At 73.4% G+C, this 23,025-nt stretch carries 17 protein-coding genes; 9 read left to right on the top strand and 8 right to left on the bottom strand.

Going from position 1 to position 23,025, the window contains the following annotated elements:
* Positions 1–5: 5 nt before the first annotated feature.
* Positions 6–3,212 carry a hypothetical protein gene (locus tag ABZ478_RS15870; protein WP_359549407.1) on the bottom strand — a complete coding sequence of 1,069 codons (3,207 nt, stop codon included), beginning with the start codon at positions 3,210–3,212 and terminating at the stop codon, positions 6–8.
* A 209-nt stretch (positions 3,213–3,421) separates the two neighbouring features.
* Here ABZ478_RS15870 and ABZ478_RS15865 point away from each other — a divergent pair, with 209 nt between their 5' ends.
* From ABZ478_RS15865 to ABZ478_RS15850, 4 genes are all read left to right on the top strand, one after another.
* Positions 3,422–4,225 carry a BTAD domain-containing putative transcriptional regulator gene (locus ABZ478_RS15865; RefSeq protein ID WP_359549405.1) on the top strand — a complete coding sequence of 268 codons (804 nt, stop codon included), beginning with the start codon at positions 3,422–3,424 and terminating at the stop codon, positions 4,223–4,225.
* 68 nt (positions 4,226–4,293) lie between these two features.
* Positions 4,294–5,817, top strand: a complete 1,524-nt coding sequence (locus ABZ478_RS15860; protein ID WP_359549404.1) for an alpha/beta fold hydrolase — start codon at positions 4,294–4,296, stop codon at positions 5,815–5,817.
* Positions 5,818–5,840: 23 nt separating this feature from the next.
* Positions 5,841–6,506, top strand: a complete 666-nt coding sequence (locus ABZ478_RS15855) for a peptidoglycan DD-metalloendopeptidase family protein (RefSeq protein ID WP_359549403.1) — start codon at positions 5,841–5,843, stop codon at positions 6,504–6,506.
* Positions 6,507–6,659: 153 nt separating this feature from the next.
* Positions 6,660–7,970, top strand: a complete 1,311-nt coding sequence (locus ABZ478_RS15850; RefSeq protein ID WP_359549402.1) for a hypothetical protein — start codon at positions 6,660–6,662, stop codon at positions 7,968–7,970.
* Here the strand turns inward: ABZ478_RS15850 and ABZ478_RS15845 are convergent.
* A complete protein-coding gene (locus tag ABZ478_RS15845; protein WP_359549400.1) occupies positions 7,954–9,672 on the bottom strand; it encodes an asparagine synthase-related protein in 1,719 nt (572 codons plus the stop codon). The genes ABZ478_RS15850 and ABZ478_RS15845 overlap by 17 nt on opposite strands.
* A 61-nt stretch (positions 9,673–9,733) precedes the next feature.
* Complete coding sequence (locus ABZ478_RS15840; RefSeq protein WP_359549398.1) at positions 9,734–10,357, bottom strand: lasso peptide biosynthesis B2 protein; 624 nt, start codon at positions 10,355–10,357, stop codon at positions 9,734–9,736.
* A gap of 295 nt (positions 10,358–10,652) precedes the next feature.
* On the opposite strand from ABZ478_RS15840, the gene ABZ478_RS15835 reads away from it, so the two are divergent.
* Entirely contained in the window at positions 10,653–11,687 is a 1,035-nt protein-coding gene (locus ABZ478_RS15835) for a DUF6424 family protein (RefSeq protein ID WP_359549395.1), read from the top strand.
* 113 nt (positions 11,688–11,800) lie between these two features.
* On the opposite strand, the gene ABZ478_RS15830 is transcribed toward ABZ478_RS15835, so the two are convergent.
* The gene (locus ABZ478_RS15830) at positions 11,801–12,436 is read right to left on the bottom strand and encodes a sigma-70 family RNA polymerase sigma factor (RefSeq protein WP_359549394.1); all 636 of its coding nucleotides are present in this window, start codon (positions 12,434–12,436) and stop codon (positions 11,801–11,803) included.
* 240 nt (positions 12,437–12,676) lie between these two features.
* Between ABZ478_RS15830 and ABZ478_RS15825 the strand changes: the two genes are divergently transcribed.
* Positions 12,677–13,720: a MerR family transcriptional regulator gene (locus ABZ478_RS15825; protein WP_359549391.1), complete on the top strand. Its 1,044-nt coding sequence runs from the start codon at positions 12,677–12,679 to the stop codon at positions 13,718–13,720.
* A 315-nt stretch (positions 13,721–14,035) separates the two neighbouring features.
* Here ABZ478_RS15825 and ABZ478_RS15820 read toward each other — a convergent pair whose 3' ends face one another.
* The 4 genes from ABZ478_RS15820 to ABZ478_RS15805 form a co-directional block, all read right to left on the bottom strand.
* Entirely contained in the window at positions 14,036–15,046 is a 1,011-nt protein-coding gene (locus ABZ478_RS15820) for a DUF5914 domain-containing protein (protein WP_359549388.1), read from the bottom strand.
* A gap of 199 nt (positions 15,047–15,245) precedes the next feature.
* A complete protein-coding gene (locus tag ABZ478_RS15815) occupies positions 15,246–16,250 on the bottom strand; it encodes a phytoene/squalene synthase family protein (protein ID WP_359549386.1) in 1,005 nt (334 codons plus the stop codon).
* On the bottom strand, positions 16,247–17,791 hold the full coding sequence (gene crtI, locus ABZ478_RS15810; protein WP_359549383.1) for a phytoene desaturase family protein: 1,545 nt from the start codon (positions 17,789–17,791) through the stop codon (positions 16,247–16,249). Before crtI ends, ABZ478_RS15815 begins: the two co-directional genes overlap by 4 nt.
* A complete protein-coding gene (locus ABZ478_RS15805; RefSeq protein WP_359549381.1) occupies positions 17,788–19,059 on the bottom strand; it encodes a polyprenyl synthetase family protein in 1,272 nt (423 codons plus the stop codon). The genes crtI and ABZ478_RS15805 overlap by 4 nt, the downstream gene beginning before the upstream one ends.
* A 293-nt stretch (positions 19,060–19,352) precedes the next feature.
* Between ABZ478_RS15805 and ABZ478_RS15800 the strand changes: the two genes are divergently transcribed.
* The 3 genes from ABZ478_RS15800 to ABZ478_RS15790 all read left to right on the top strand — a co-directional run bounded on the left by ABZ478_RS15800 (position 19,353) and on the right by ABZ478_RS15790 (position 23,018).
* Positions 19,353–20,549 (top strand): lycopene cyclase family protein, encoded by a 1,197-nt coding sequence (locus ABZ478_RS15800; protein ID WP_359549576.1) that lies wholly within the window; start codon positions 19,353–19,355, stop codon positions 20,547–20,549.
* 157 nt (positions 20,550–20,706) lie between these two features.
* Positions 20,707–21,441, top strand: a complete 735-nt coding sequence (locus ABZ478_RS15795) for a methyltransferase (RefSeq protein WP_359549379.1) — start codon at positions 20,707–20,709, stop codon at positions 21,439–21,441.
* The gene (locus ABZ478_RS15790) at positions 21,438–23,018 is read left to right on the top strand and encodes an FAD-dependent oxidoreductase (RefSeq protein ID WP_359549376.1); all 1,581 of its coding nucleotides are present in this window, start codon (positions 21,438–21,440) and stop codon (positions 23,016–23,018) included. Before ABZ478_RS15795 ends, ABZ478_RS15790 begins: the two co-directional genes overlap by 4 nt.
* Positions 23,019–23,025: the final 7 nt, after the last annotated feature.

Below are 23,025 nucleotides of genomic sequence, written 5' to 3'. Positions count from 1 at the left end.
GGACATCACCCGCGGGGTTGAGGAGCGTACGCCGCGCAGTACTCTCGCCAGTACGGTTCCAGCGGGACGCAGTCGGCGAAGGACGGGTCGCCCGGGGCTCCCGAGAAACTCCGTTCGAGTTCGAGCGCCACGGACTTGCTGAAGAAGGCGATCCGCACGCTGACCGTGAGCGTGCCCCGGCCGCGCACCACGGACTGCTGCCCGTGCTTCTCGTAGCTGAGCTCGAGGTTGAACTCGACGGACACCGTGACGATGCCCAGCACGCACAGGAAGCCGCTGCAGTGCAGGTAGCCGGTGAGCGAGACGCTGTCCTGCGTCGCCGACTTTTCTCCCTCTTTCGGTTTGCCTTTCTCAAGTGTGAAGCGGATCCCCGCCATGATCGAGACTCCGCCGCTGGCGACCCCCAGATTCAGTTCGGCTGCGCCGCCGAACTCCAGCGCCCCGTCTATCCGCCGCGGACCGGTGGTGTCGACCTCCATGAAGAAATAGCCGCCGCCACCGAGAAGTGACACGGTGAGGTGGAAAGGATGCTGCGGCTCGGCGACGGAGAAGGTGAAGGAGACGGACTTGTCGAAGTCGAAGGGGATCCTCACCTCGGCGGCCAGCGAGAGGTTGGACAGCATGAAGGCACCGATCGCGAGGGTCGGGACCTGGATCTTGAGGCCCGTCCGCACACCGTTCGCGTCGATGTCCACATAGGCGCCGGGCCCGAAGACATCGGCGGGCAGCGCGCTGCGCAGGGTGTTGATGAACTCCAGGTCGCCCGCGAATTTCAGCTCCACGCCGTCGGCGGTGACGTCAGGCTTCTTCCCCGGGCCGGACCTGAACCGCAGCTCATCGAAATGCACTTGGGCGATCTCGAAGAAGTTCAGCGCGAAGTCGGTCAGTGTGCCCTGCACGGTGGACTTGTCGACGTTGTCCTGCGAGCGGACGGTCCGGGCGTCCAGCGTCAGCGTGGAATTCTCCACGATCAGCAGTCCGTCGGGCTTCGGGTGGCCCAGCTTGGTCTTCCACACGTAGCGCAATTCCCTGCCCTGGCCGTCCCGCAGGTCGCGGACGCGCAGGACCGGTGCCGGCAGCACACCGTCCGTGGCACTCAGGATGTTCTGGATCTGCTCGTCGTCCAGGTTCTGCGCCGTGCCGACGTTCGGGATTTCCGGAAGGAACTCGTCCAGGGAAATCTTGCCGAGCAGTTTGGCTCCTGCGAACAGGTTCTGGAAGGACTTGATGTCCTTCGCCTGGTAGACGTCCGGTACGACACCCGCCTGAGCCGTGATCAACTGGAGCTCGCTCCGGGGCCTGGCGAGGCCACCGGCCTGCTCGGCTCCGATCGCGACCGGGACCGTGGGATCGAGATCGAGGTAGGCGCCCGCAGGATGGTTCTCGATGGCCCTCTCAAGGTAGACGGTATTGAACTTGACCCCCCGGTAACCGGCGTTGCCGGTGAACTGCTCGACGGCGGGGACGCGTACATGCGCCGTCCGCACGTAGGGCTTACCGACCGCGTAGAACTCGAAGGTCAGGTCCTCGACCGCATGGCTGGTGCTGCCGGGCGCTCCCGGTGGCGGTTGCGCCATGGCCATCACCTGGCCGTTCAGATCGACCGTCATGCGCCTGGGATTTTCATTGAGCAGGCTCCGCACCAGTTGTTCGGTGTCGATGTCCGCGTGCCGGTCGTCCGCCCCCGCGACCGGATTGACGAGCTGCCCGTCGGGCACATAGATCAGCGGCATCTGGAAGCTGACCTTCCTGCCCTCGCGGTCCGTGCCGATCAGAGTGAACCGGTAGTCCTGTCCGCTACGGGCGAGCCTCACCCAGAAGGCGACGTTGTCGACGATCGGCTCGTCCGGATTTGGCTGTGTCGAAGCCGGGGTCGGCGGCTTGATCAGCGGTGTGACACGGTCGGTGATGCGCAGAGTGGTGAAGGGCATCTCCCGCCCGGCGTGGGGGTAGTCGTCCGCCTTGTACTCGACCTCCGGCTCCTTGACGATGATGCGGTCCTCCCGTCGCAGGTAGGCGACGATTCCGCCGTCCGCGTCCGTGACGAACACCCGCCGGAACTCCGTCACGTGCGATGCCCGGTGCTTGGTGCACAGGCGGCCGCGGGTGACGACGCGTACGTACTGGTCGCGTCCCAGACCGGTGATGTGGTCGTACATCGCCAGAGTGGGGAAGCGCCGCCCGGCCGCCCGGTACCGTTCCCCGTCGTCCTTGAGCGGTGCCTCCCAGGCGCCGTGCAGATGGGCCGACGCGCCGAGCGGCGTGACGATGAACTGTTCCGAGTGCAGCGAATCGCTCGGAACCTGGATGGGCGGGCCGCCCGGTGGCACGAGTTCGGCGCGGCTGGTGAGGGTGACGATGTCCTCCCGGTTCCTGTCACTCAGGGAGCCGTTCCCGAGGTTCGTACTGCCGTCCCGGAGCCTGGCGAAGGCCCGTAGCTCGACGTCTCCGCCCCGATTCGCGTGCAGCCGCGCGTGCCACAACGCGGTGCGCCCGTCGGCCCGGTGGGGCTGAGGTCTGCTCAGCCAGTCCACCGGCCCGTCGTAGGTGATCAGCAGGCGGGCGGGAAATTCGAGGACGCTCGAGGGAGCTCCCTGCGCCGCGTCCGCCCCCGCGGTGCCGGTGGGCAGGCCGGACAGATCCGTCAACGGCACGAGTCGCTCCCAGTCGAGCAACGCCTCCAGCGAAAGGTCCAGACCGTTCAGGCCGGTCGGCACCGAGAAGGACAGCGTCGTCGGGCCGGCGGTGAAGGCCTTGACCGAGGTGGACGGGAACGGGGTCTCCGCCGGGAAGACCTGCTCCAGGACGTGCTGCGGTGGAAGCACGGCCACGACGAACGCCGGTTCACCCTGAATCCGGGGTACCAGACGGCTTCCGTCCCGGCGCAGATTGATCAGGCTGATGTCGACGACGAGCATGTCCGCCGGCCGTACCACCCGGAACGGACCCTCGGCGGCGTCCTCGGTGTGCGCCGGACCGGGGTCCGGGGGCCTGTCCGGGCCCGGTCCGCGCGGGACGCGGGGCCTGTCTCCGTCGGAGTCCCGACCGCCGTCGGAGTGCCGGCCGCCGTCGGAGTCCCGGCCGCCGCCGGAACGCCGGCCCCAGCCTCCGCGGGAGCCGCCACCGCCGCCACCGTGACGGCCCTCGACGGGATGGTGACGCAGGTCGTGGTAGAGCCTCAGGACCACAGGACGCGTCGTGTGGAGAGCCATGGGTGAACGCCTCGTTCGAGTTCGAGGTCGTGAAGATCTTCGAGGGCGTGAGAACAGAGGGCGACGCGCGACGGCGCCGCTCACCTCTCCCCCGATTTTCACCCTGGTGACGTATCCCTGCCACTGGAGCCGGGACACCGCGGCAGGCGGTTTCACGGTCAACCAGTGACGCTTCAAATGAATGTGACGTCACATCAGCCGTCACGATCATGCGCCGTTCCACGAAGTTGCGGCGCCCGTCCGCACCGGCCGAGACTGAGAACGAGAGGCGCAAGGTGTCTTCCCCGTCCGAACTTCGGTTGCTCGGCCACTTCCGGCTGGAGTGTGACGCCGGGCCAGTCGAGTTGTGCCGCAACGGTCAGCGCCTGCTGGCCTTCGTGGCGCTGCGCGGACGCGTGTCCCGAACGGTCCTCGCCGGGACGCTGTGGCCCGAGGTCACCGAGGATCACGCCCGGGGCAGCCTGCGCACCACTCTGTGGAAACTTCCGCACGGTGATCAGCCGCTGGTCCGGTGCTCCGGAGACTCTCTCGTCACCGCCGAGGGCCTGCGCGTCGACGTGCACGCTCTCACCCGGACGGCCCTGAACGTGGTCCAGGGCTGCGGCCCGCCACTCGCCGGCCGGCTCCCCCAGGGGCTCCTGGGAAGCGAGGACCTGCTGCCGGGCTGGGACGAGGAGTGGGTCCTGCTGGAGCGCGAACGCCTGCGGCAGTTGCGACTGCACGCCCTCGACGCGCTGGCCGAGGCGCTGGTGCACGAGGGGCGGCCGGCGCTCGCCCTGGAGGCGGCGTGGGAGAGCGTGCGCACGGAGCCGCTCAGGGAGAGCGCGCACCGGGCGGCCGTCGCCGCGCACCTCGCGGAAGGCAACCTGATCGAAGCGGTACGTCACTACCGGTCCTTCCGGCGCTTGCTGTGGGAAGAGCTGAGGGTCGAACCGACCCCCCGGTTCTCGCGGATGCTGGTCGGCCACGGCTGCTTCCCCCGGGCCGGTGACGCCGGACTGACATCGGGCTGACGGCCCGTCCGTAGCCTCGACGGCGTGCCTTCGAGGCAGCCGATCCTTCTGGAGCGCCTGGAGGACTCATGACACCGACCCCGAAACTGCCGATCGTCTACGTCCGGGGATACGCCGGCGGCACCGCCGCGATCGACAAGGCGGTGGCGGACCCGTTCTACGGGTTCAACGAGGGCTCCACGCACATCCGGATCGGACCGGACGACGCGGCGTACTTCTACGAGTTCGAGAGCCCTCTGCTCCGTCTGCACCTGGACGAGGGCTACCGCATCCTCGTCGACGGCGGGCAGGCCCCTTATCTGGCCGGTCACGACACGATCCCGCCGGACACCATCTGGATCCACCGCTTCTACGACCCCTCCGCGAGCACCTGGGGCACGCGCCCCCAGGAGTTCCGGCTGGAGACGGCCGCGGCGGACCTGCTGCGGCTGATCGACACGGTCCGGGCCAAGTCCGGAGCGGAGCGGGTGCATCTGGTCGCCCACTCCATGGGTGGGCTGGTGTGCCGCTGCCTGATCCAGAAGATCCTCCCGGACCTCGGCCGCGATCCGGACGACTGCGTGGGCAAGCTCTTCACGTACGGCACCCCGCACGGCGGCATAGCGTTCGACGTCGGCTTCGGCCTGCTGGAGAGGCTGCGTGACGCCACCGGCGTCAACGGCGCGGAGATCTTCGGGCGTGAGCGGATGTACGAGTACCTGACGCCGAAGTCGGAGACGGACCCGGACGGGCCGCCACCGGCGTGGGACGCCCGCGCGATGCCGGAGGACGGGCAGTTCCCCTTCCCCAGGGAGCGGGTCTTCTGCCTGATCGGCACCGACCCGACCGACTACGACGTGGCGCTCGGCCTGTCCGCGGCCACGGTCGGGCCGCGCAGCGACGGTCTGGTGCGGATCGACAACGCGTACGTCCCCGGCGCGCACCAGGCGTATGTGCACCGCAGTCACAGCGGACGCTACGGACTGGTCAACTCCGAGGAGGGCTACCAGAACCTGCGGCGCTTCCTGTTCGGGGACCGCAGGGCCGAGGCCGAGCTGGTCGGCGTCCGGCTGCCGCGGCGGGCCGACACGGCGTGGCAGGCCGAGGTCCGGTTGTCGGTCCGCGGGCTGCGCATCGTCACGCACGAGCGGACGAGCGCCCACTGGTGCCCCGTCCAGCTGCCCGACGGCGGCACGGACGGCGCGTCGGACGAGGCGGCGACCGTCCCGCTGGTGGACACGTTCCTGTGCAGCGGCCTGCGTCCGGACGAAACCGGAACCATGCGGTACGCGCTGCATCTGCGGATCCTGTCGCTGCGGCGCCGTGACGGGCTGCTGAGCTTCGACGACCATCTGGAACAGACCGCCGACTTCGACGACATCCTCGTCATCGACGTCCGCGCCGACCCGGCCGCCCCCGTGCCCGCGATCACGGCCACCTGGAACTCGGAGATCACCGGCCCGATCAGTTCCTACGAGCCGGACAGCCACGCTCTCCGCGACGAGGATCCCACCCCCGGCGCCTGGGTCGGCCGAATCCCGCTGCCCGCCACCGCGGCACCGATCCTCGGCGAGGACGCGCGGATCCGGCTCACCGTGACCTCCTGGCACTGACGACCCGAAAGGAACCAACCGTCATGGTCTCACTGTCCAACGTGCGCCTCGGCGCGAGCAACGACGACGTCCGTACCGTGCAGAAGGCCCTGATCGCCCAGGGCCACCGGATCCCCGACGGCCCCACGGGCTTCTTCGGCGCACAGACCAGGGCCGCCTACCGCGCCGAACAGCTCGCCCAGGGCTTCACCGGAGCGGACGCCGACGGCATCCCCGGTCTCGCCTCCCTGAGCGCGCTCGGCCGGCGTGCGGGCTTCACCGTCGACAGCCCCGGCACCGCCCGCGCCGGGCGGGTCCCGTCTCCGGTGCCCGGCCACAAAGTCACCTTCCCGTTCTACGCACGCGGCCCCTACGCCTGGAAGCCGGACGGCGTCAGCCGCCACACGGGTGAGGACTTCGCCGCGCCGACGGGCACCCCCGTGGTCGCCGTACGCAACGGGACCATCGCCTGGTCGAACGGCAAGGGCGGCGCGTACGGCCAGTGGATCGGGCTGAGCGCCGACAACGGGCACATCTACACCTACTGCCACCTGTCACAGCGACGGGTGACCGACGGCCAGAAGGTCACCGCCGGGCAGCGGCTCGGCGCGGTCGGGGCCACGGGCAACGCCACCGGACCGCATCTGCACTTCGAGATGTCCAAGGGCTCCCACTGGTCCTACGGCATGGTCGGGGATCCCACCTGGTGACGCCGCGGCAGCGGACGTCCCACGTCCGGGGGCGCCGGATGGCGGCCCGGTCGATCACCACGGAGGATGATGACGAACCCTCGGCGCGGCGGCGGTCAAGCGCTGCCGCGCCGCACACGTGTGTCCCGGCACGGAGCATCAGGAGGTGATCGGGTGCGGACTCCCCCCAAGCCGCGGGCCGGCTTCCGGCCGAAAGTGCGACGGCCCTCACTGAACACCTGGCGGTCGCGGGCGGCCCTGACGCTGATCGGGCTCGTCCTCCTCGCGACGACAGTGGTGCTGGCCCGGTTCGGCCGCCAGAACTTCTTCCATGCCCTGAACTTCCCAGGCCGGTTGACCGGCGCGGTTCTTCTCGCGGTCTCACTCACCACGCTGGTGGGCTCCGCTGCCGTTCTCGACCACTGGACCCGGCACTGCTTCGCCTACTCCGGCCTGGTCGCGCTGGTCGGCGCGTTCGCGGCCCTGCTGGCCAATGTCCTGCTCCTGGTCACGACGTGGCACGACGGCGATTCCCTCTTCTACAAGGTGCTGTTCGGCGTGCTCGCGGCGGGCTCCGCGCTGGCCGCCTTCTTGGTCTGGCGCACGTCGGTCATGATCCCCACTCCCAAGCGGGTGGCCGCCGCGGTGATCGTTCCCTCGGTCATCGCGGTCGCCAATTACGGCTACCAGAACCTCTGGCAGCCGTACGAGCGTGAAACAAGCCCCGTCATCGCGTTGTCCGTCGGGAAACCGGTGTTCAGCAAGGACCGCAAGGCCTTCGCCGTACCGGTCGACGTCACCCTCGCGAACCGCGGCGACAGGAGCTTCTATGTACTCGGCTCCGAATTCCATGCGATGGCGCAACAGGTGCCGCTCAGCCCCAGGGACCGGCTTCAGGAGCAGTGGCGAGCCGATGCCGACCAGTGGTCCAAACCCTCGGAAGTGAACCCGCTCTCGCGTAGAGAGATCCACCAGCCCGGCGAACTGGTGGCGGCCAAACCGTGGGTCGACCCCGGAATATGGATCGAGTCGAACGACACCTTCACCACTCGGACGGTAGTACAACTGCCCCTCAACACGCCGTACGACCAGGTGACGTTCTACGCCTCCGCGAACCTGGCACGCAAGGATCGGCTCGTGCTGCAGCCACCGCTCAACTTCCTGACGAAATCCTGGGGGGCGAAAGCAGTACCCGAATGGGTGAAGAAACAACAGAACAAGGATTACGACTTCCTCGTCTACCGTGCCAGGGTGCGCGAGGACGACGCGATCGATGAGTACACCAGGGATGCGCGTTACGTCACCGTCTACTGGAGATTCGGCACGCACGGCGCGTCAGTGGCGGCGTCCATTGCGCGCGAGGGCGAGGAGGGGCGCGTCCTCACGGCGACGGAAGACCGTGAGATGACGAGCCGGTACGGTCTCACCACCCTGAGCACGGGTCCTCACGTGAAGAACCTGTGGGACATCAAGAGCCAGCGTTGAGCCGCTCCAGCCAGGCCACCAGGGCGAGGGAGCTGTTCATCCGGTCCCAGGAGTACGAGTCGCCCGTGCCGAGCCGGGCCTCCCGGACCGCCCGGCACAGCGTCTCCACGTCGAACATCTCCCGGACCAGCGGATGCCGGGCGGACCGGCACAGCGCGATGAGTTCGTCGCCGTGTGCCCGCAGGCCGCGGGCGTAGAGGTCGTCGAAGGGGACTTTGAGCGCCCGGCCGGCGATCGGAGCGGGGAGCAGGTCCGCCATGGCCGCGCGCAGAACGGCTTTGGGACGGCCCGGCTCGAACGTGACCGAGGCGGGCAGCCCGCTCATCGTGGCGATGACGTCGGGGTCGAGGAAGGGGTGCGAGAGGAGGAACCCGTCCCGTGGCGCCCGCTGCCAGGACAGCGGGTCGGGAGCGGCCGCGTAGTTCGCGGCGGCGTACAGCGACTGTTCCGGTCTGCTGCCGAACACGAAGCGGCTCTCCGCGATGCCGGCCTCCCGGTAGCCGTGGGCCCGCGCGAACCCGGGCCGCAGCCAGCCGGGGCGGTTGAAGGTGCCGAGTCCGCCGAGCACCGTGCCGCCGCGGGCCAGCGCGGTGACACGCTCGGCCGTGAGGGGAAGAGCCGGCTGGACCACGTAGGCGTGGACGACGTCCCGCAGACCCCGCTCGCTGCCCGCGGCCCAGGCCCGTGCCTGCCGGGTCAGCTGCCGGAGCCGGCCCGTACGGGCCAGCCTGTGCAGGACGTACGGGTTGGCGTCGGCGATCGGGTCGGCCCCGCAGCCGGTCAGGAGCGTGTCGCAGCCCAGCCGTGCTGCCGCGGCGTGGAGCCTGCTCCAGAACGGAGCGCGGAAGGCGTGCGGATGCGGCTCGTCCGCGTCTCCCGCGTGGTGTGCGAAGTCGTCGAAGTCGGCCACGTCGTCGGCGTCGACGATCAGCGGGCGGGCCGTGGGCGCGTGACGGCGGATCTCCTCCATCGCCACGTCCAGGTAGGACCGTTCCGCGGCCAGCTCGCCGTGGGTGAAACGCCCGGCGAGCAGGACCAGTTCCCCCGGGTGGTCGGCTTCACCGGCCAGCAGGCGTGCGGCGAGGAGCGCGACGCTGGTGGAGTCGGTGCCGCCCGAGACATGGCATGCCGTCGAGGTGCCCATACGGTTGCGGACGGCGTTCTCCAGCGCCAGCCGGAGCTCTCGCGCGGCCCGGGCGCGGGTGAGTCCGTCGGCCGCCGGCTCGGGCGGCCCGGTCACCCGGTGGACTCGGCGCGGCGTACGGCCGCGCATCCGGCCGGTGCGGGAGAGTTCCACGACCTCTCCGCCCAGGACGCGGTGGACGCCGGTGAAGGGGGTGAGGTCCGTGTGCGGCTGCGCCATGTTTCCGGTGAGGTACCGGCAGAAGTAGCGGGGGTCCAGCTCGGTGGCGCTCCCGAGGCCGCTCGCCGAGGTGCTCACGGCGCTCACGCGGCCGGCGGACTCACGGAAGAACAGCGGAACGCGTGCCTGGGCGTCGCGCAGCAGGAGGACGCGGTCGCGGTACACCAGGACGGCCGCGTAGTCGCCGGGCGGCAACGGCGCGGCGGCTCCCGGCCGGCCCAGGGCGTCGAGGAGGCCACGCGCGCCCGTCTCGCGGTCGCGGGCCGAGCCGGCCCAGCCGACGACAGCCGCGGTACCGGCCGGCGAGGAGACCGTCGTCACGAGTCCCTGGCGCGTCATGGTGCCCGCTGTCCGGAGCCTCGGTGCGCCGCCGGCCCAGTCGAGGCGGAGCGCGTCCATGTCACCGTCCCCAGGAGTCGATCGAGAGCACCGGGGTGAAGGCGTGGCCGCGCGGATCGGCGTCGGGGATGCACAGGCCCGCCGACTCCGTCCAGGCGTGCATGGCGAACGGATGCTCACGCACACCGACGTGCAGAACGGCCTCGAGGCCGCACCGCCGCAACAGGACGAAGGCCGTCACCGCCTCGGACTTGCAGTCGCCGTTGACCAGCCAGCTGCCGCGGCTGTGGGTCCGCACCGCTTGTTTCAGCCGTGCGACCTCGTCGGCGGAGGGGGCGTCCGCTCGGGCGTAACCCGGCGCGGCCAGGGCCAGCAGGCGCAGGACGCGCCCGAATCCGGCGGTCCGGATCAGCAGGTGCACTCCACGCAGCCAGATCCCGGCGACCGCGTCCGTCCGCGGCGTCCGGCGGTCCGTCGCGCACCCGGCGCTTCTCAGTGCGCCGATGAGCTCGGCACGTTCCTCGGGGCTTCCCTCGGCCAGCTTCCGGACGTCCGCCGCCGCCATGCCGAGAAAACGGGTCCGCTTCCAGTCCGCGATCAGCGCTCCGTTGGACATGGCGGTGACACGGCAGTGCGGTGACAGAAGCCTTGCCATGGCCGCCAGGGCGTAGGTGTCCTCTGTCACCGCACTTCCTCCAGGATTCAACCGCGAACGGTGTCAGGGCTGGTACCCGTGACCGTCGTACATCCCGCCGCTGAAGCCCCGGATCAGACGGCCGTTGCCGAGAAGGACCAGCCGGTGCGGCTTACGACGCCGCAGCAATCGGTGAAACATCGCCCACCTCCAGGATCAGGCAGGACCGATCAACTTTCAGGCTACTCTGCCCGGAATGCCCCGCAACCGGATCACGGCCCGGCGCACCCCGCGCGGCAAGGGAAGGCGACGCCTCGTCAACAGGGCTGTGTCCGAGCCCTGTTGAGTGTCCCGCGTGTCCGGTGCCCGCTGGGGTCGCGACCTGCCGGTTCGCGGCGCACGATGGAATCAGGGGGAGATCAGGGGGGACGAATCAGGGGGACTCCGCCCCGCGAGCCGGGGGCCGGCCCGTGAGGCCGAGCCAAGGAGATCAGCGATGGGCCAGCCCGAAATCCGGCTGGGCGGCATCGAATCGGAGAACCATCCGTGGAAGATCCGCCTCGTCGAGCATCCGAAGCGCTTTGAATCGTCACACTTCCGGGCCGCCAAAGCGACGGCCCGCAAGATCCTCCACGTCATGGACGACGCCGACCTGCCTTACGGGCCCCGGCCCCTGGAGGCGAAGGAGGGACCGGCGAACTCCGAACGGTGGGAGATGCACCACGGCGGCAGTCTGTGGGTCATGGGAGCCCGCGGCTGGCTGATGTACCGCGCGCGGGTCGGCATCGAGTGGAGCATGCAGTTCTGCGCCGACCCGGCGAAGGTGGACCGGCTCCGGCAGGACGCCGCCGAACTGGTCGACGCTTTCCCGCTCACGCTGCCCGCCCTGGCGGAGCTGGGCTACGAGCGGGCCGAGGACCTGCTGCGCACGCCCATCGAGGACGCCGACGCCGTCGAGGCGTGGACCGACTCCCTGTTCAACTCCTGCGTGCCGCTGAGCCACGGCAACCACCAGGGCATCCTGCCCAGCGTGCCCGGCGAGCACCACTACCCCTGGCCGGTCAAGGGCGCGGACTTCGTCCGGTACGACGACTTCCAGCTGTGGGTGACGCTGCCTGACGGCACCCATGGCGCGGTCGCGCCGCTGGACCGGCGTGGCTCCGGGGACGGGCACGTCCGTCTCGCCTTCGTGCCCGAGGGAAGCGTCGCCGCCCCCGCGGTCGCGGAGGCTCAGGACCGAGGGCTTATGGCCGTCCTGCCGGCCAACAGCGATGTGGCCATGCAGGCGTTCGCACAGCAGGTCGCTCCCGGCCGGCGTACGGCCTCCGGCCCGCTGTCGCCCCGTGCCCGGCAGGACGGCGGCCGCCACGTCGCCGGCTGACCGGCTCGCCCTGAGGTCGATCGGCGGTCGCTCCTGCCGTCCGGTCGGTGGTCGCTTCGGCAGCCCGATCGGTCACTTCGGCAGCTCGATCGGCGGTCACCCGACGCCGTCGTTCATACTTGCATCGTTTGTGCGCGCCATGCGGTCACGACGCCCTCGTCCTCCAGGCAGTGGCGGAGGCGGTCGAGGCCGCGGCGGGTGTGGCTCTTGACGGTGCCGAGCGGCCAGCCGGTGACGCTGGCGATCTGCGTCTGGGTCAGGTCCTCGTAGTAGGCCAGGTGCAGCACCTGGCGCTGCGGGGTGCTGAGCTGCCGCAGGGCCCGGCCGACGACCATCCGGTCCAGCGCGGCCTCCGGCTCGCCGGTGTCGTCGCGCCCCTGGGCCGGGGGCTGTTCGGCGGCCGCCGCGGCGAGTCGCGCGCGGCGCGCACGGGCGGCGAGCGCGTCGGCCACCTTGCGCCGGGTGATGCCCACGAGCCAGGCGGCCGGTGTCCCGCGCTCCGGGTCGTACCCGTGCCGGCCGCGCCAGGCGTCGGCGAACACCTGCTGGGCCACGTCCTCGGCGTCCCGCGCGTCGCCGAGCGCCTGCTGGGCCAGCCCGTGGACCAGCCCGCCCCAACGCCTATGGATCTCGGACCAGGACGCGTCGTCCGTGGCCGGAGTGAGGCCGTCCCCGACGGCCGGCGACGGGTGGACGGGGCGGGGGCCGGCGGTGGCGACGGAGCCCGATACAGCCGCGATACGGTTCATGACCACGTCTCTCCCTGTGAGCCCGGTGCGCGTCGCCGGTGTCCCGCGGCGCCCCTCCGGTCGGCGACCCGGCCCGTGGATTTCCACCGTGTCCGCGTCCTCCGCTGTCCGTGTATCCACCCTGCGCCGGGCATCCATGACTCGACAACTCGCATCGATATCGCATCGAGTAGCCTGAGAGCAGCGGCGGAAGCGGAGCGAGCGGGCCCACGGGCCCTCGGAGCGACGGGGCGGACGGTCATGGGTGATGTGGACGTGGCGGAGCCGGCCGGGCTGACCACGGGCGCGGTGGCTCGCCGCCTGGGCGTCTCCCCCACCACGCTGCGCTCCTGGGACCGCCGTTACGGTCTGGGGCCCGCCTCGCGGTCGCAGGGACGGCATCGGCGCTGGAGTCCGCGGGACGTGGCGATGGTCGAGGAGATGTGCCGGCTGGCGGCGGCGGGTGTCGCCCCGGCCGAGGCGGCTCGGGTGGCCCGCTCCACGCACGGTGAGGGAGCTCCGTCCGCGGCGACCCCGGCCGGCCCTGCCGGCGACCTGCCGGTGGTCCAGCCGCCCGGCACCGCCATCCGCCGTGGCGGCGCCGGCGGCGGGCTCCCGCTCGGTGACGTACGCCAGGAGTGCCGGGGGCTGGCCAGGGCCGCGGTGCGGCTGGACGCGCCGGAGCTGGAGAGCCGCCTGCTGGACACGGTCCGGCAGCACGGGCTGACTACGGCGTGGGAGGAGGTGATGGTGCCGACGCTGCGGGCGGTGGGCCGCAAGTGGGAATCGTCCGGCGACCGTTACGTGGAGGTCGAGCACCTGCTCTCCTGGCAGATCTCCACCGCGCTGCGCCGTGCGCCGCTGGTGCTGCCGCACCCCGCGGACGCCCTCGGCACCGAGCCGGTGGTGCTGGCCTGCGCGCCCGGCGAGCAGCACTCGCTGCCGCTGGAGGCGCTGGAAGCGGCGCTGGCCGAGCGGGGCGTGCCGACGCGCATGCTGGGCGCCGCCGTACCGGTGGAGGCGCTGCTGGCCTGTGTCCGGCGCACCGGTCCGGTCGCCGTCGTGCTCTGGGCGCAGACCCGGTCGACGGCGTCGGGGCCGCTGGCCCGGCATGTGGCGGGTCTGCAGTGGGGCTCGGCGGGGGCCCGCCGACGGGCCCTCGTCCTGCCCGTGGGGCCGGGCTGGGACCGCAGAGCGGCCGGCGACTTCCCGCGGTGCGGTGGTCTGCGGGACGCGGTGCGGACCCTGAGCGGCCTGTACGGCGCGGAGGTCGCTGCTCGTTCCCCCGGGCGCGGGTCGACGTGACCGCGGCGGAACGGTCGCGGGTGGTCGTCCCCGTGTCCGCCCCCGCCGCCGAGCGGGCGCGGTTCGCCGCCCGCCTGCGCGTACACCTCCCCGCGCCCCGATGACGCCGCTCGGCCGGCGGCCCGCTCCCCCGGGCCCGCTCCCCGCCATGTATCGCTGCCGCCGGGCGTCACACACCGCGCCGGGCACGCGTCGCCGACGGGGCGGGGCAGGCGCCACGCCGAGCCCGTGGGAGGGCGACGCGCGGGACGCGTTCCCCGTGACGGAGCGGATCCGGAGCCGCGGGACAGCGGATCCCGGGCCGTCGACGGGTCTTCACCCGGGAAATCGCCCGGTGGAACGCAGCTCCCAGCGCCGTTCGGCATAGGCCAGGTCGTCGCGCCAGAGACGGCCCGCCGCGTAGCGCATGACGGGGCGGAGCAGGGGAGCGGTCCGGCGGGCGACGGCGAAGCCGGGGCGTTCGGAGGTGGCCAGCACCGCTTCCACCACGGCGGTGCGCGGCCTGCCCCGGCCGTCCGGGCCGAGCGGTGTCGCATGGGTCTCCACGACGGAGCCCTCGCCTTCGCCGCCCGTGATCCGCATGACGACCGTGCGCGGTCCGGGGGCCGTGAACACGGCGCGGACCGGGACGACGAGCCGGCCGGCGACCTTGAAGGAGACGTCGACCGTGAACGCGTCCTCGCCGTCGTCCCGGCCCGGGGAGTCCACGACGGTGAGGTCGACGAAGGAGTACGGGTGGAACCAGGCCCCGTGCCAGGGGTCGAGGCGGTTGGCGACCACGTCGGCCGGCTCGCAGACGCCCTGCCCGGTGTAGACGGCGGTCAGCGCGCCGGCCACGGGGGGCCGGTCCGGTACCGGCGGCCTGCTGGTGGGTTCCTCGCCGCCGACGCCGTCCAGCCGCGCCCACAGCAGTACCCCGTCGTCGTACGCGGGCCACGGCTCCCAGCCGCCGAACGGCCCGCCGTCCAGGGCGAGTCCGTGCCAGTGGCAGACCAGGGTGCCGCACCGCACCGGGCTGTCGCGCAGCGGCGCGCCCAGGTGCGGGCAGATGCCGGGGCCGGCGACCAGGCGGCCCCGCCCGTCGCGCCAGAGCACCACCTCCTGGCCGGCGACGGTCCCGGCCAGCGGGCGGTCCCGCGGCAGGTCGCGGGAGGCCCCGACGACGTACCAGTTGCCGCTGGGCCGCTGCTGCGCCCGCTTGAGCGCCTCGGCGATGAGCGCGGGCCGGGCCTCGCGCCATGTCGGCCGCTGGCGTTCCCACGCGACGGGATCACGGCGCAGGCGCAGGGGCAGCCGGGCCCGGCGGAACGGACGATCGGGCGTCATGCGGCCTCCTCGCAGGGTGCGGACGAATACAGGGCACGGGCGGAACCACGGCGGGCGCCCAGGCCGCCCACCGCCCCCCGCGGCAGGCCATCAGCGGCGACCGGCGCCCGGCACCCACGCGGCACCACAGCGCGACAGCCGGCCGCCCCGCCACGCTGACGACGACGCGGACCGTGGCGACGCGACGGACGACCGTGCGTCATGCGGCCTCCTCGCAGGTCAAGGACGGGTACGGGGCGCGGCCGGACCGGCGGCGGGCGGTCAGACGCGCCGCCGCCACCCGCAGCAGGCCGTCCGCTGCGACCAGGGCGCGGCGCCTGCGGGGAACCGCCGCGCGGCGGTTCAGCACCGCCCAGCCGTCGTCGGCGACGGCGTCCAGGATGCCGCCGTAGAGCACGAACGCCGTACGGATGCAGGGCCGGGCGACGGGGTCGAGCATCGGTACGCCGGGCGCGGCGCGCCGGTAGGCGGCGCGGGTGAGGTCGGCGAAGGCGCGCAGGGCCGCGGTGACCCGGCGGTCGGCGCGGCCCTCGTCCCGGCAGCGGCGCAGCAGTACACGGTCGACGCCGTGGGCGCCGAGCAGGTCCTGGGGGAGGTAGACGCGGCCGCGGTCGAGGTCCTCGCCGACGTCCCGCAGGAAGTTCGTGAGCTGGAAGGCGACGCCCAGTTCGGCCGCGTACGGGGCGGCCTCCTCGCGCGGCACGACGGTGCCGAGGACGGGCAGCATCTGCAGGCCGATCACCGCCGCCGAGCCGTGCATGTAGCCGCGCAGCGCCGCGTAGTCGGCGTACTCGGTGACCGTCAGGTCGCTGCGCATGGATGCCAGGAAGTCGGTGAAGTGGCTCCGGTCGATGGCGTAGCGGCCGCTGGTGTCGGCGAGGGCGGTGACCACCGGCTCGGCGCCCCGCCCGCCCGCCAGGCCCCGGGTCAGGTCCTCGCCGAGGCGGTCCAGGGCGGCGGCCCGCCGGGCCGCCTCGTCGCCGGTGGGGGCGCCGGGGCCGTCCTCGAGCGAGTCGACGATGTCGTCGGCCCGGCGGGCGAAGCCGTACAGGGCGTGCACCGCGGGACGCCGGTCGGGGGGCAGCAGGCGGGTGGCGAGGAAGTAGGTGCGGCCGTGCCGGGCGTTCAGGTCCCGGCAGTGGGTGTAGGCGGCGCGCAGGCCCGGGTCGGTGATGCGAGCGGCGTCCAGCTCGCGGGTGGTCATGGCCGTACTCCTTCGGCGGTCGGCCGGGCGGCCCGGCGGGAGGTGGTGCGCGGGCGGGTGCCGCCGGTGACGCGGGCCGCGGCCAGCTTCCCGGACAGCAGCACGGGCGGGACGCCCACGCCGGGGGTGGTGCCGCAGCCGGCGAGGACGGCGTTGGCGGTGCCGCGCACCAGGTTGCGCGGGCGGAAGGGGCCGGTCTGGGCGAAGGTGTGCGCGGCGGAGAACGGCGTGCCGGCGGCATGTCCCTGCGCGCTCCAGTCGGCGGGGGTCACCAGGCACTCCTCCTCGATGGCGGACGCGATGCCCGCGAGGCCGCGGCGGTCGAGTTCGCGCAGCAGGCCGTCGCGGTAGCGCGCGCCGAGGTCGGGCCAGTCGGCGCCGTCCGGCCCGATGTCGGTGTTGGGGCACGGGGCGAGGACGTAGTGCAGATGGCGGCCCGGCGGGGCCAGTCCTGGGTCGGTCGCGGTGGGCCGGGTGATCAGCAGGGAGGGATCGCTCATCAGCTCGCCGGTGTGCGTGAGTTCACGGAAGGTGCGCCGCCAGGCCCGGCCGAAGGACAGGGTGTGGTGGGCCAGTTCGGGCCAGGTGCGGTCGCAGCCGGCGTGCAGGATCACCGCCGACGGGGCGTGCCTGAGCCGCACGGGGCGGCGCGGGGAGCGGCCCAGCAGACGGTAGGTCACCTGCAGGTCGGGGGTGAGGACCACGGCGTCGCAGGGGATGCGCTGGTCGTCGGTCACCACGGCGGTGACGCGCTCACCGGAGCGTTCCAGGCGGGTCACCCGCTGCCCGTAGTGGAACCGCGCCCCGGCCTCGGCCGCCGCGCCGGCCATGGCTTGGGGCAGGGCGTGCATGCCGCCGCGCGGGAAGTACACCCCGGCCACGGTGTCCATGTAGGCGATCACCGCGTAGGCGGCCATCGCCCGCTCGGGCGGGACACCGGCGTACAGGGCCTGGAAGGAGAAGACGCGGCGCAGCCTCTCGTCGCGCACATGACGGGCGACCTGCGCCTCCCAGCGGCCGAAGCCGCCGAGCGCGGCGAGCCGGACCAGGTCGGGGGTGAGCAGGTGCAGCGGTGAGTCGAAGTCGGCGTCGAGGAAGCGGCCCCGCTCGGCCTGGTAGAGCTGTCCCAGCCAGTGGCGCAGCCGGCGGTAGCCCGCCGCTTCGGCGCCGCCGGCGAACCGCTCGACCTCCGCCTCCATCGCCTCGGCGTCGGTGTGCACGTCGAGGGTGCTGCCGTCGGCGAAGCGCGCCCGGTAGGCCGGGTGGAGCTCGATCAGGTCGACACGGTCGCGCAGTGAGGTGCCGACCGCGGCGAACGCCTCGTCGGCGATCTCCGGCATGGTGAGCACGGTGGGTCCGGTGTCGATCAGATAGCCGCCGAGCTCCATCCGGCCGGCGCGCCCGCCGGGCTGGTGGTCGCGTTCGACGACGGTGACGCGGCGGCCGGCGCCGAGCAGGTGCAGGGCCGCGGACAGGCCGGCCAGTCCGGCGCCGACCACGACCACGTGATCGGTGGGTCCGGTGATGGTCCTCCGGGTCACCGGCCCGCCTCCGTTCCGGCGGCGGCCAGGGCGGCGGCGCGCGGAGCCGCGGCCGGTTCGGGCACCTGGCCGGCCGTACCGGTGATCTCCGCCAGCAGGCCCCGCAATCGGGCGGCCGCGCCTGGTTCGAGGGAGGCTTCGCCGAGGTGGCGCAGGCCGCGCCGGACGAGCCGGGCGATCCGCGCCTCGACGTGGTCGCGGGCTCCGGTGGCGACGAGGACCTCGCGTACTCCGGCCAGTTCGCCCTCGGTGAGGTCGGCGCGGCCCGTCGCGTGCTCGAGCACCCCGAGCGCGTGCTGGTCGCCGGTGGCGGTGGCCGTGGCCCGGGCCACGGCCAGCGGATAGGTCGGGGTGCCCTCGCGCACGTCGCCCCCGGACGGCTTGCCGGTGACCCGGGAGTCGGCGAAGAGGTCGTCGAGGTCGTCGCGCAACTGGAAGGCGAGGCCCGCGCAGCGTCCCGCGCGGCGCAGGGTCCTGGTGGTGAGGTCGTCGGCTCCGGCGAGTACCGCGCCCAGTTGCAGGGGCCGTTCCACGGTGTACAGAGCGCTCTTGAGGCACGCGGCCCGGATCGACCGGGCCGGGGTGCCGGAGGACACGGCCTGGCTGCGCACGTCGAGGTACTGGCCCGCCACCATCTCCGTGCGCAGCACCCGCCACACCTCGTGCAGCCGGTGCGCGGTGTCGCGCGGCAGCCCGGGGTCCAGCAGCAGTCCGGACAGGGCGTCGTCCGCCCAGGCCAGGGCGAGGTCACCGGCGAGCACGGCGGTGGACTCGCCGAGCCGCTGGGCGGCGGGGTCCGCCGTGGCACCGGCGTACTGCGCGGCCACATCGGCGTGCAGCGCCGGCGCGCCGCGGCGGGTGGGCGCCTGGTCCATCAGGTCGTCGTGGACCAGGGCGCAGGTCTGGAGCAGTTCCAGCGCCGCCGCCGTCCGCAGTGCCACGCGCACCTGGGCCGGGTCCCCGCCGCCGCAGGCGCGCAGCGACCACCACAGGAGCCGGGGGCGGACACGGCGGCCGCCGCGCCGGGTGAAGCGGGCGGTCCGCTCGGCGACGTCCCGCGCGAACACCGGGTCGAGCCCGTGGCAGCCCGCGAGACGGTCGGCGAGCAGTTCGCGCAGTTCCCGGCCGACCGCGCCCGGTACGTCCTCGTCGACGGCTCGGGCGCGGCCGGGGGCGGCCGGTTCCCCGGTGTCATGGGGGCCGGCCACGGCGGGCGGCCTGCGCGGCGGGTCTGCCGTGAGACGGCCGAGCGCCTGGGTGGAACGCATCGCGGATCCTCTCGCCGGTCGGGTGAGCCGGACCACCTGTCGGTGAGCCGGCCGAGTCGCGCTGTCGTTGTGCCGCACCGGTCGCGCCCGGTGCCGGCACCGTCGCGACCGGTGCGTCGTCGTGACACATTCCGCGCGGGTGGCCCCGCCGGATGCGCCATTCGGTGGACATGCCGGCGCCCTGGGTACCCACCCGCACGACACGCTCCCCGCTGCATCCGCCGGCGCCGGTGCGCGGGAAGACTGGCCGGATCCGCCGGTCCGCAGAGGGAGCCGCCGTGGAGGGAGCCGCCGTGCAGGTGGAGTCGGACGTCGCCGTCGTGGGCGCCGGGGCCGCCGGGCTGTCGCTGGCGCTGCGGCTGGCCCGCCCACCCGCGGACGGACGCCGGGTGACGGCGGTGCTGCTGGCGGCACCGCCGGGACCGTTCCGCGCGGCACGGCGCACCTGGTGCTTCTGGGAGGCGGGCGCGGGGCCGTACGACGACGCGCTGACGGCCTCCTGGCGGCGGCTGCGGGTGCGTTCCGGCGACGGACGGACGGTGGACGCGGCCATCGAGCCGCTGCGCTACAAGATGCTGCGCTCCGACGCGCTGGAGGACCTGGCCGGTCAAGTGCTCGCGCGGAGTCCGTGGGTGACGACCGTGGAGGCGGTCGCCGAGCGGGTCGAGTCCGCGCCCGGCGGCGCGGTGGTGCACGCCCGCCGGGCCGACGGCGCCCCGGTGACGGTGCGCGCCCGCTGGGTGTTCGACTCACGGCCGCCCGAACGGCTGCCACCGGCCCGCACGACGCTGCTGCAGCACTTCCGCGGCTGGTTCGTGCGCAGCCGCCGCCCGGTGTTCGATCCCGGCGTCGTGGAGCTGATGGACTTCCGCACCCCGCAGCCCGCGCACGGCCTGTCCTTCGGGTACGTGCTGCCGACCGGGCCCCGGGAGGCGCTGGTGGAGTACACCGAGTTCTCCCGCAGCCCGCTCGGCCGGGACGCGTACGACCGCGCGCTGCGGCACTACGTCACCGGTGTCCTGGGCGCGGGCGACCACGAGGTGCTGGACTGCGAACAGGGGGTGATCCCGATGACGGACGCGGACTTCCCCCGGCGGACCGCCGCGTCCGTGTTCCGCATCGGGGCCGCGGCCGGGGCCACCCGTCCCGCGACCGGCTACACCTTCAGCGCCGTGCAGCGCCAGACCGGCGCGGTGGCCGCCGCCCTGCACGCCGGGCGCCGGCCCGTTCCGCCGCGCGCCCACTCGGCCCGCTCCCGGCTCATGGACGCGGTGCTGCTGCACGCCCTCGACCACGGCCGGGTGGACGGTCCGGCCTTCTTCACCCGCCTGTTCACCCGGGTACCCGCGCCCCGCCTGCTGCGTTTCCTGGACGGGCGCACCGGACTCGCGGAGGACCTGTCCATCGGGCTGCACGTGCCCGTACCCGCGATGCTCGGCTCGGCCCTCGCCCTGCCGTTCGCCCCGCGCCGGAGTACTCCGGCCACCTGACCCCTCGTCACCGCCTCATCCGCCGCCCCATCGACCGAACGAGCCTGTCCCGGCCCCCGTGACCGAACGAGCCCGTCCCGGCCCCCGTGGCCGTACGGGCCCGCACCCGCCCTCGTACCCGACGACCCCGGACCCGACGACCTCTCACGGAGATGGCATGCCCCTGCTGCGCGACGCCGAGCTGGCGACCGCGTTCGACCACGCCGCCCGGAGCTACGACACGCTCGTGGCGGCGAATCCCGGTTACCACGCCCACCTGCGCCGCTCCGCCCGGCGCCTCGGCCTTCCCGGCGGTGTTCCCGGCCCGAGAGTGCTGGACCTCGGCTGCGGCACCGGTGCCTCGACCGCGGCTCTGGCCGCCGCACTGCCCGGCGCGGACATCACCGCCGTCGACGCGTCGGCCGGGATGCTGCGGCGGGCGGCCCGGCGCCCCTGGCCGAGGCCGGTGTGCTTCGTGCAGGCGCCGGTGGAGCGGTTGGCGGCGGCCGGGGTGCGCGGCCCGTTCGACGCGGTCTTCGCCGCGTACCTGCTGCGCAACACCGCCGACCCGGACGCGGTGCTCGCCCACGCGTACCGGCTGCTGGCGCCGGGCGGCCGGCTGGCGGTGCACGAGTACGCGCTGAGCGGGCGGGCGGCGCACCGCGCGGTGTGGAACGCGGTGTGCGGCGGGGTCGTCCTGCCGGTCGCCACGCTGCTCGGCGACGGCCCGCTCTACCGGCATCTGTGGCGCAGTGTCGTCTCCTTCGACACCGCAGGGCAGCTCGCGCGGCGGGTGGAGCGGGCGGGGTTCGAACGGGTGCGGGTACTGCCGCTGCCCGGCTGGCAGACCGGCATCACCCACACCGTCGTCGCCCGCCGCCCGTTCGACGGCGGCGGGGAGGCGGGGCGATGACCGGGCCACGCCGTACCGCCGTGTCCGGCGTCCGCAGCCCCCGTCCCGGCCGGGACCGGCTGGCCCGGCTGCTGCCCGCACCGCCCGGCGCCAGTAGTGCCGAGGAGGCCACCGCGCCGCGGGTGGCGGTCGTGGGCGGCGGCATCGCCGGGCTGACGGCGGCCACCGCGCTGGCCGAGCGCGGGGTGCGGGTCACCGTGTACGAACGCGACGCGCAGCTCGGCGGCCGGCTGGCGGGATGGTCCACGCGGCTGGCCGACGGTACGACGGTGACGATGAGCCGGGGTTTCCACGCGTTCTTCCGGCAGTACTACAACCTGCGCGCGCTGCTGCGCCGGACCGATCCGGCCCTGACCCGTCTGACCGGCCTGCCCGACTACCCGCTGCGGCACGGCGGCGGCCCGCGGGACAGCTTCCGGCACGTGCCGCGCACCCCGCCGCTGAGCGCGCTCGGCTTCGTGGCGCTGAGCGAGTCGTTCTCGGTGCGTGACCTGGCCCGGATGCGCCCGCGCGCGGCCCTGCCGCTGCTCGACGTGCGGGTGCCCGAGGTGTACGAACGGCTCGACCATGTCAGCGCCCACGACTTCCTGGAGGACATCCGGTTCCCGCCGGCGGCGCGGCACCTGGCCTTCGAGGTGTTCTCCCGCAGCTTCTTCGCCGATCCCCGGAAGCTGTCGGCGGCGGAGATGGCGCTGATGTTCCACATCTACTTCCTCGGTTCGGCCGAGGGCCTGCTGTTCGACGTGCCCCGGGAACCCTTCCCGCAGGCGCTGTGGGACCCGATCGCCGCGCGTCTGGAGCGGCTTGGCGCGCGGGTGCGCACGAGCACCGCGGTGGAGGGCGTCTCCGTCCCGCCGTCGGGCGGCTTCGCCGTGACCGCCACGGGTGGCGAGGAGCCGTACGACGCCGTGGTGCTCGCCCTGGATCCGGCGGGCCTGCGCTCCCTGGTGGGCCGCTGCGACGGTCTCGGGGACGCCGGATGGCGCGAGCGCGTGGCGCGGCTGCGCACCGCCCCGCCCTTCCTGGTGTCCCGGCTGTGGCTGGACCGGCCCGTGCGCGCGGACCGGCCCGGCTTCCTCGGCACGAGCGGCTTCGGGGCCCTGGACAACGTCAGTGTGCTCAGCGGCTGGGAGGGCGAGGCGGCCCGGTGGGCGGCCCGCACCGGCGGCTCGGTCGTCGAACTGCACGCCTACGCCGTGCCCGAGGACGCCGGCCGGGAGACCACGGAGAAGGAGTTGCTCGGCGAACTGCACCGTCTCTACCCGGAGACGGCCCGGGCCCGGGTGGTGGACGCACGTCACGAGTGGCGGGCCGACTGCCCCCTGTTCCCGGTGGGTGGCCACGTGGACCGGCCCACGGTCACGACGCCGACGCCGGGTCTGGTCGTCGCGGGCGACACGGTCCGCACCGGTCTGCCGGTGGCCCTGATGGAACGGGCCGCCACCAGCGGCTTCCTGGCCGCCAACACGCTGCTGCGGCGCTGGGGCCTGCGCGGGCACGCGTTGTGGACCGTGCCCGGACGGGGCCGGCTCGCCGCCCTGCGCTGGGCGGCGGCCCGGGCGGGGGGCGGCGGATGAGTGGGAG

This window comes from Streptomyces sp. NPDC005706 (genome assembly GCF_040631045.1).
Taxonomy (GTDB): Bacteria; Actinomycetota; Actinomycetes; order Streptomycetales; family Streptomycetaceae; genus Streptomyces.
Note: the sequence above shows the minus strand (reverse complement) of the source record. Positions and strands in the feature narration are given on the sequence as shown.

What these genes read in the sequence shown, in the direction of transcription:
- ABZ478_RS15870 (WP_359549407.1), bottom strand. Translation starts at nt 3,212, where the DNA reads ATGGCTCTCCACACGACGCGTCCTGTGGTCCTGAGGCTCTACCACGAC.
- ABZ478_RS15865 (WP_359549405.1), top strand. Translation starts at nt 3,422, where the DNA reads ATGCGCCGTTCCACGAAGTTGCGGCGCCCGTCCGCACCGGCCGAGACT.
- ABZ478_RS15860 (WP_359549404.1), top strand. Translation starts at nt 4,294, where the DNA reads ATGACACCGACCCCGAAACTGCCGATCGTCTACGTCCGGGGATACGCC.
- ABZ478_RS15855 (WP_359549403.1), top strand. Translation starts at nt 5,841, where the DNA reads ATGGTCTCACTGTCCAACGTGCGCCTCGGCGCGAGCAACGACGACGTC.
- ABZ478_RS15845 (WP_359549400.1), bottom strand. Translation starts at nt 9,672, where the DNA reads ATGACGCGCCAGGGACTCGTGACGACGGTCTCCTCGCCGGCCGGTACC.
- ABZ478_RS15830 (WP_359549394.1), bottom strand. Translation starts at nt 12,436, where the DNA reads ATGAACCGTATCGCGGCTGTATCGGGCTCCGTCGCCACCGCCGGCCCC.
- ABZ478_RS15825 (WP_359549391.1), top strand. Translation starts at nt 12,677, where the DNA reads ATGGGTGATGTGGACGTGGCGGAGCCGGCCGGGCTGACCACGGGCGCG.
- ABZ478_RS15820 (WP_359549388.1), bottom strand. Translation starts at nt 15,046, where the DNA reads ATGACGCCCGATCGTCCGTTCCGCCGGGCCCGGCTGCCCCTGCGCCTG.
- ABZ478_RS15815 (WP_359549386.1), bottom strand. Translation starts at nt 16,250, where the DNA reads ATGACCACCCGCGAGCTGGACGCCGCTCGCATCACCGACCCGGGCCTG.
- ABZ478_RS15805 (WP_359549381.1), bottom strand. Translation starts at nt 19,059, where the DNA reads ATGCGTTCCACCCAGGCGCTCGGCCGTCTCACGGCAGACCCGCCGCGC.
- ABZ478_RS15795 (WP_359549379.1), top strand. Translation starts at nt 20,707, where the DNA reads ATGCCCCTGCTGCGCGACGCCGAGCTGGCGACCGCGTTCGACCACGCC.
- ABZ478_RS15790 (WP_359549376.1), top strand. Translation starts at nt 21,438, where the DNA reads ATGACCGGGCCACGCCGTACCGCCGTGTCCGGCGTCCGCAGCCCCCGT.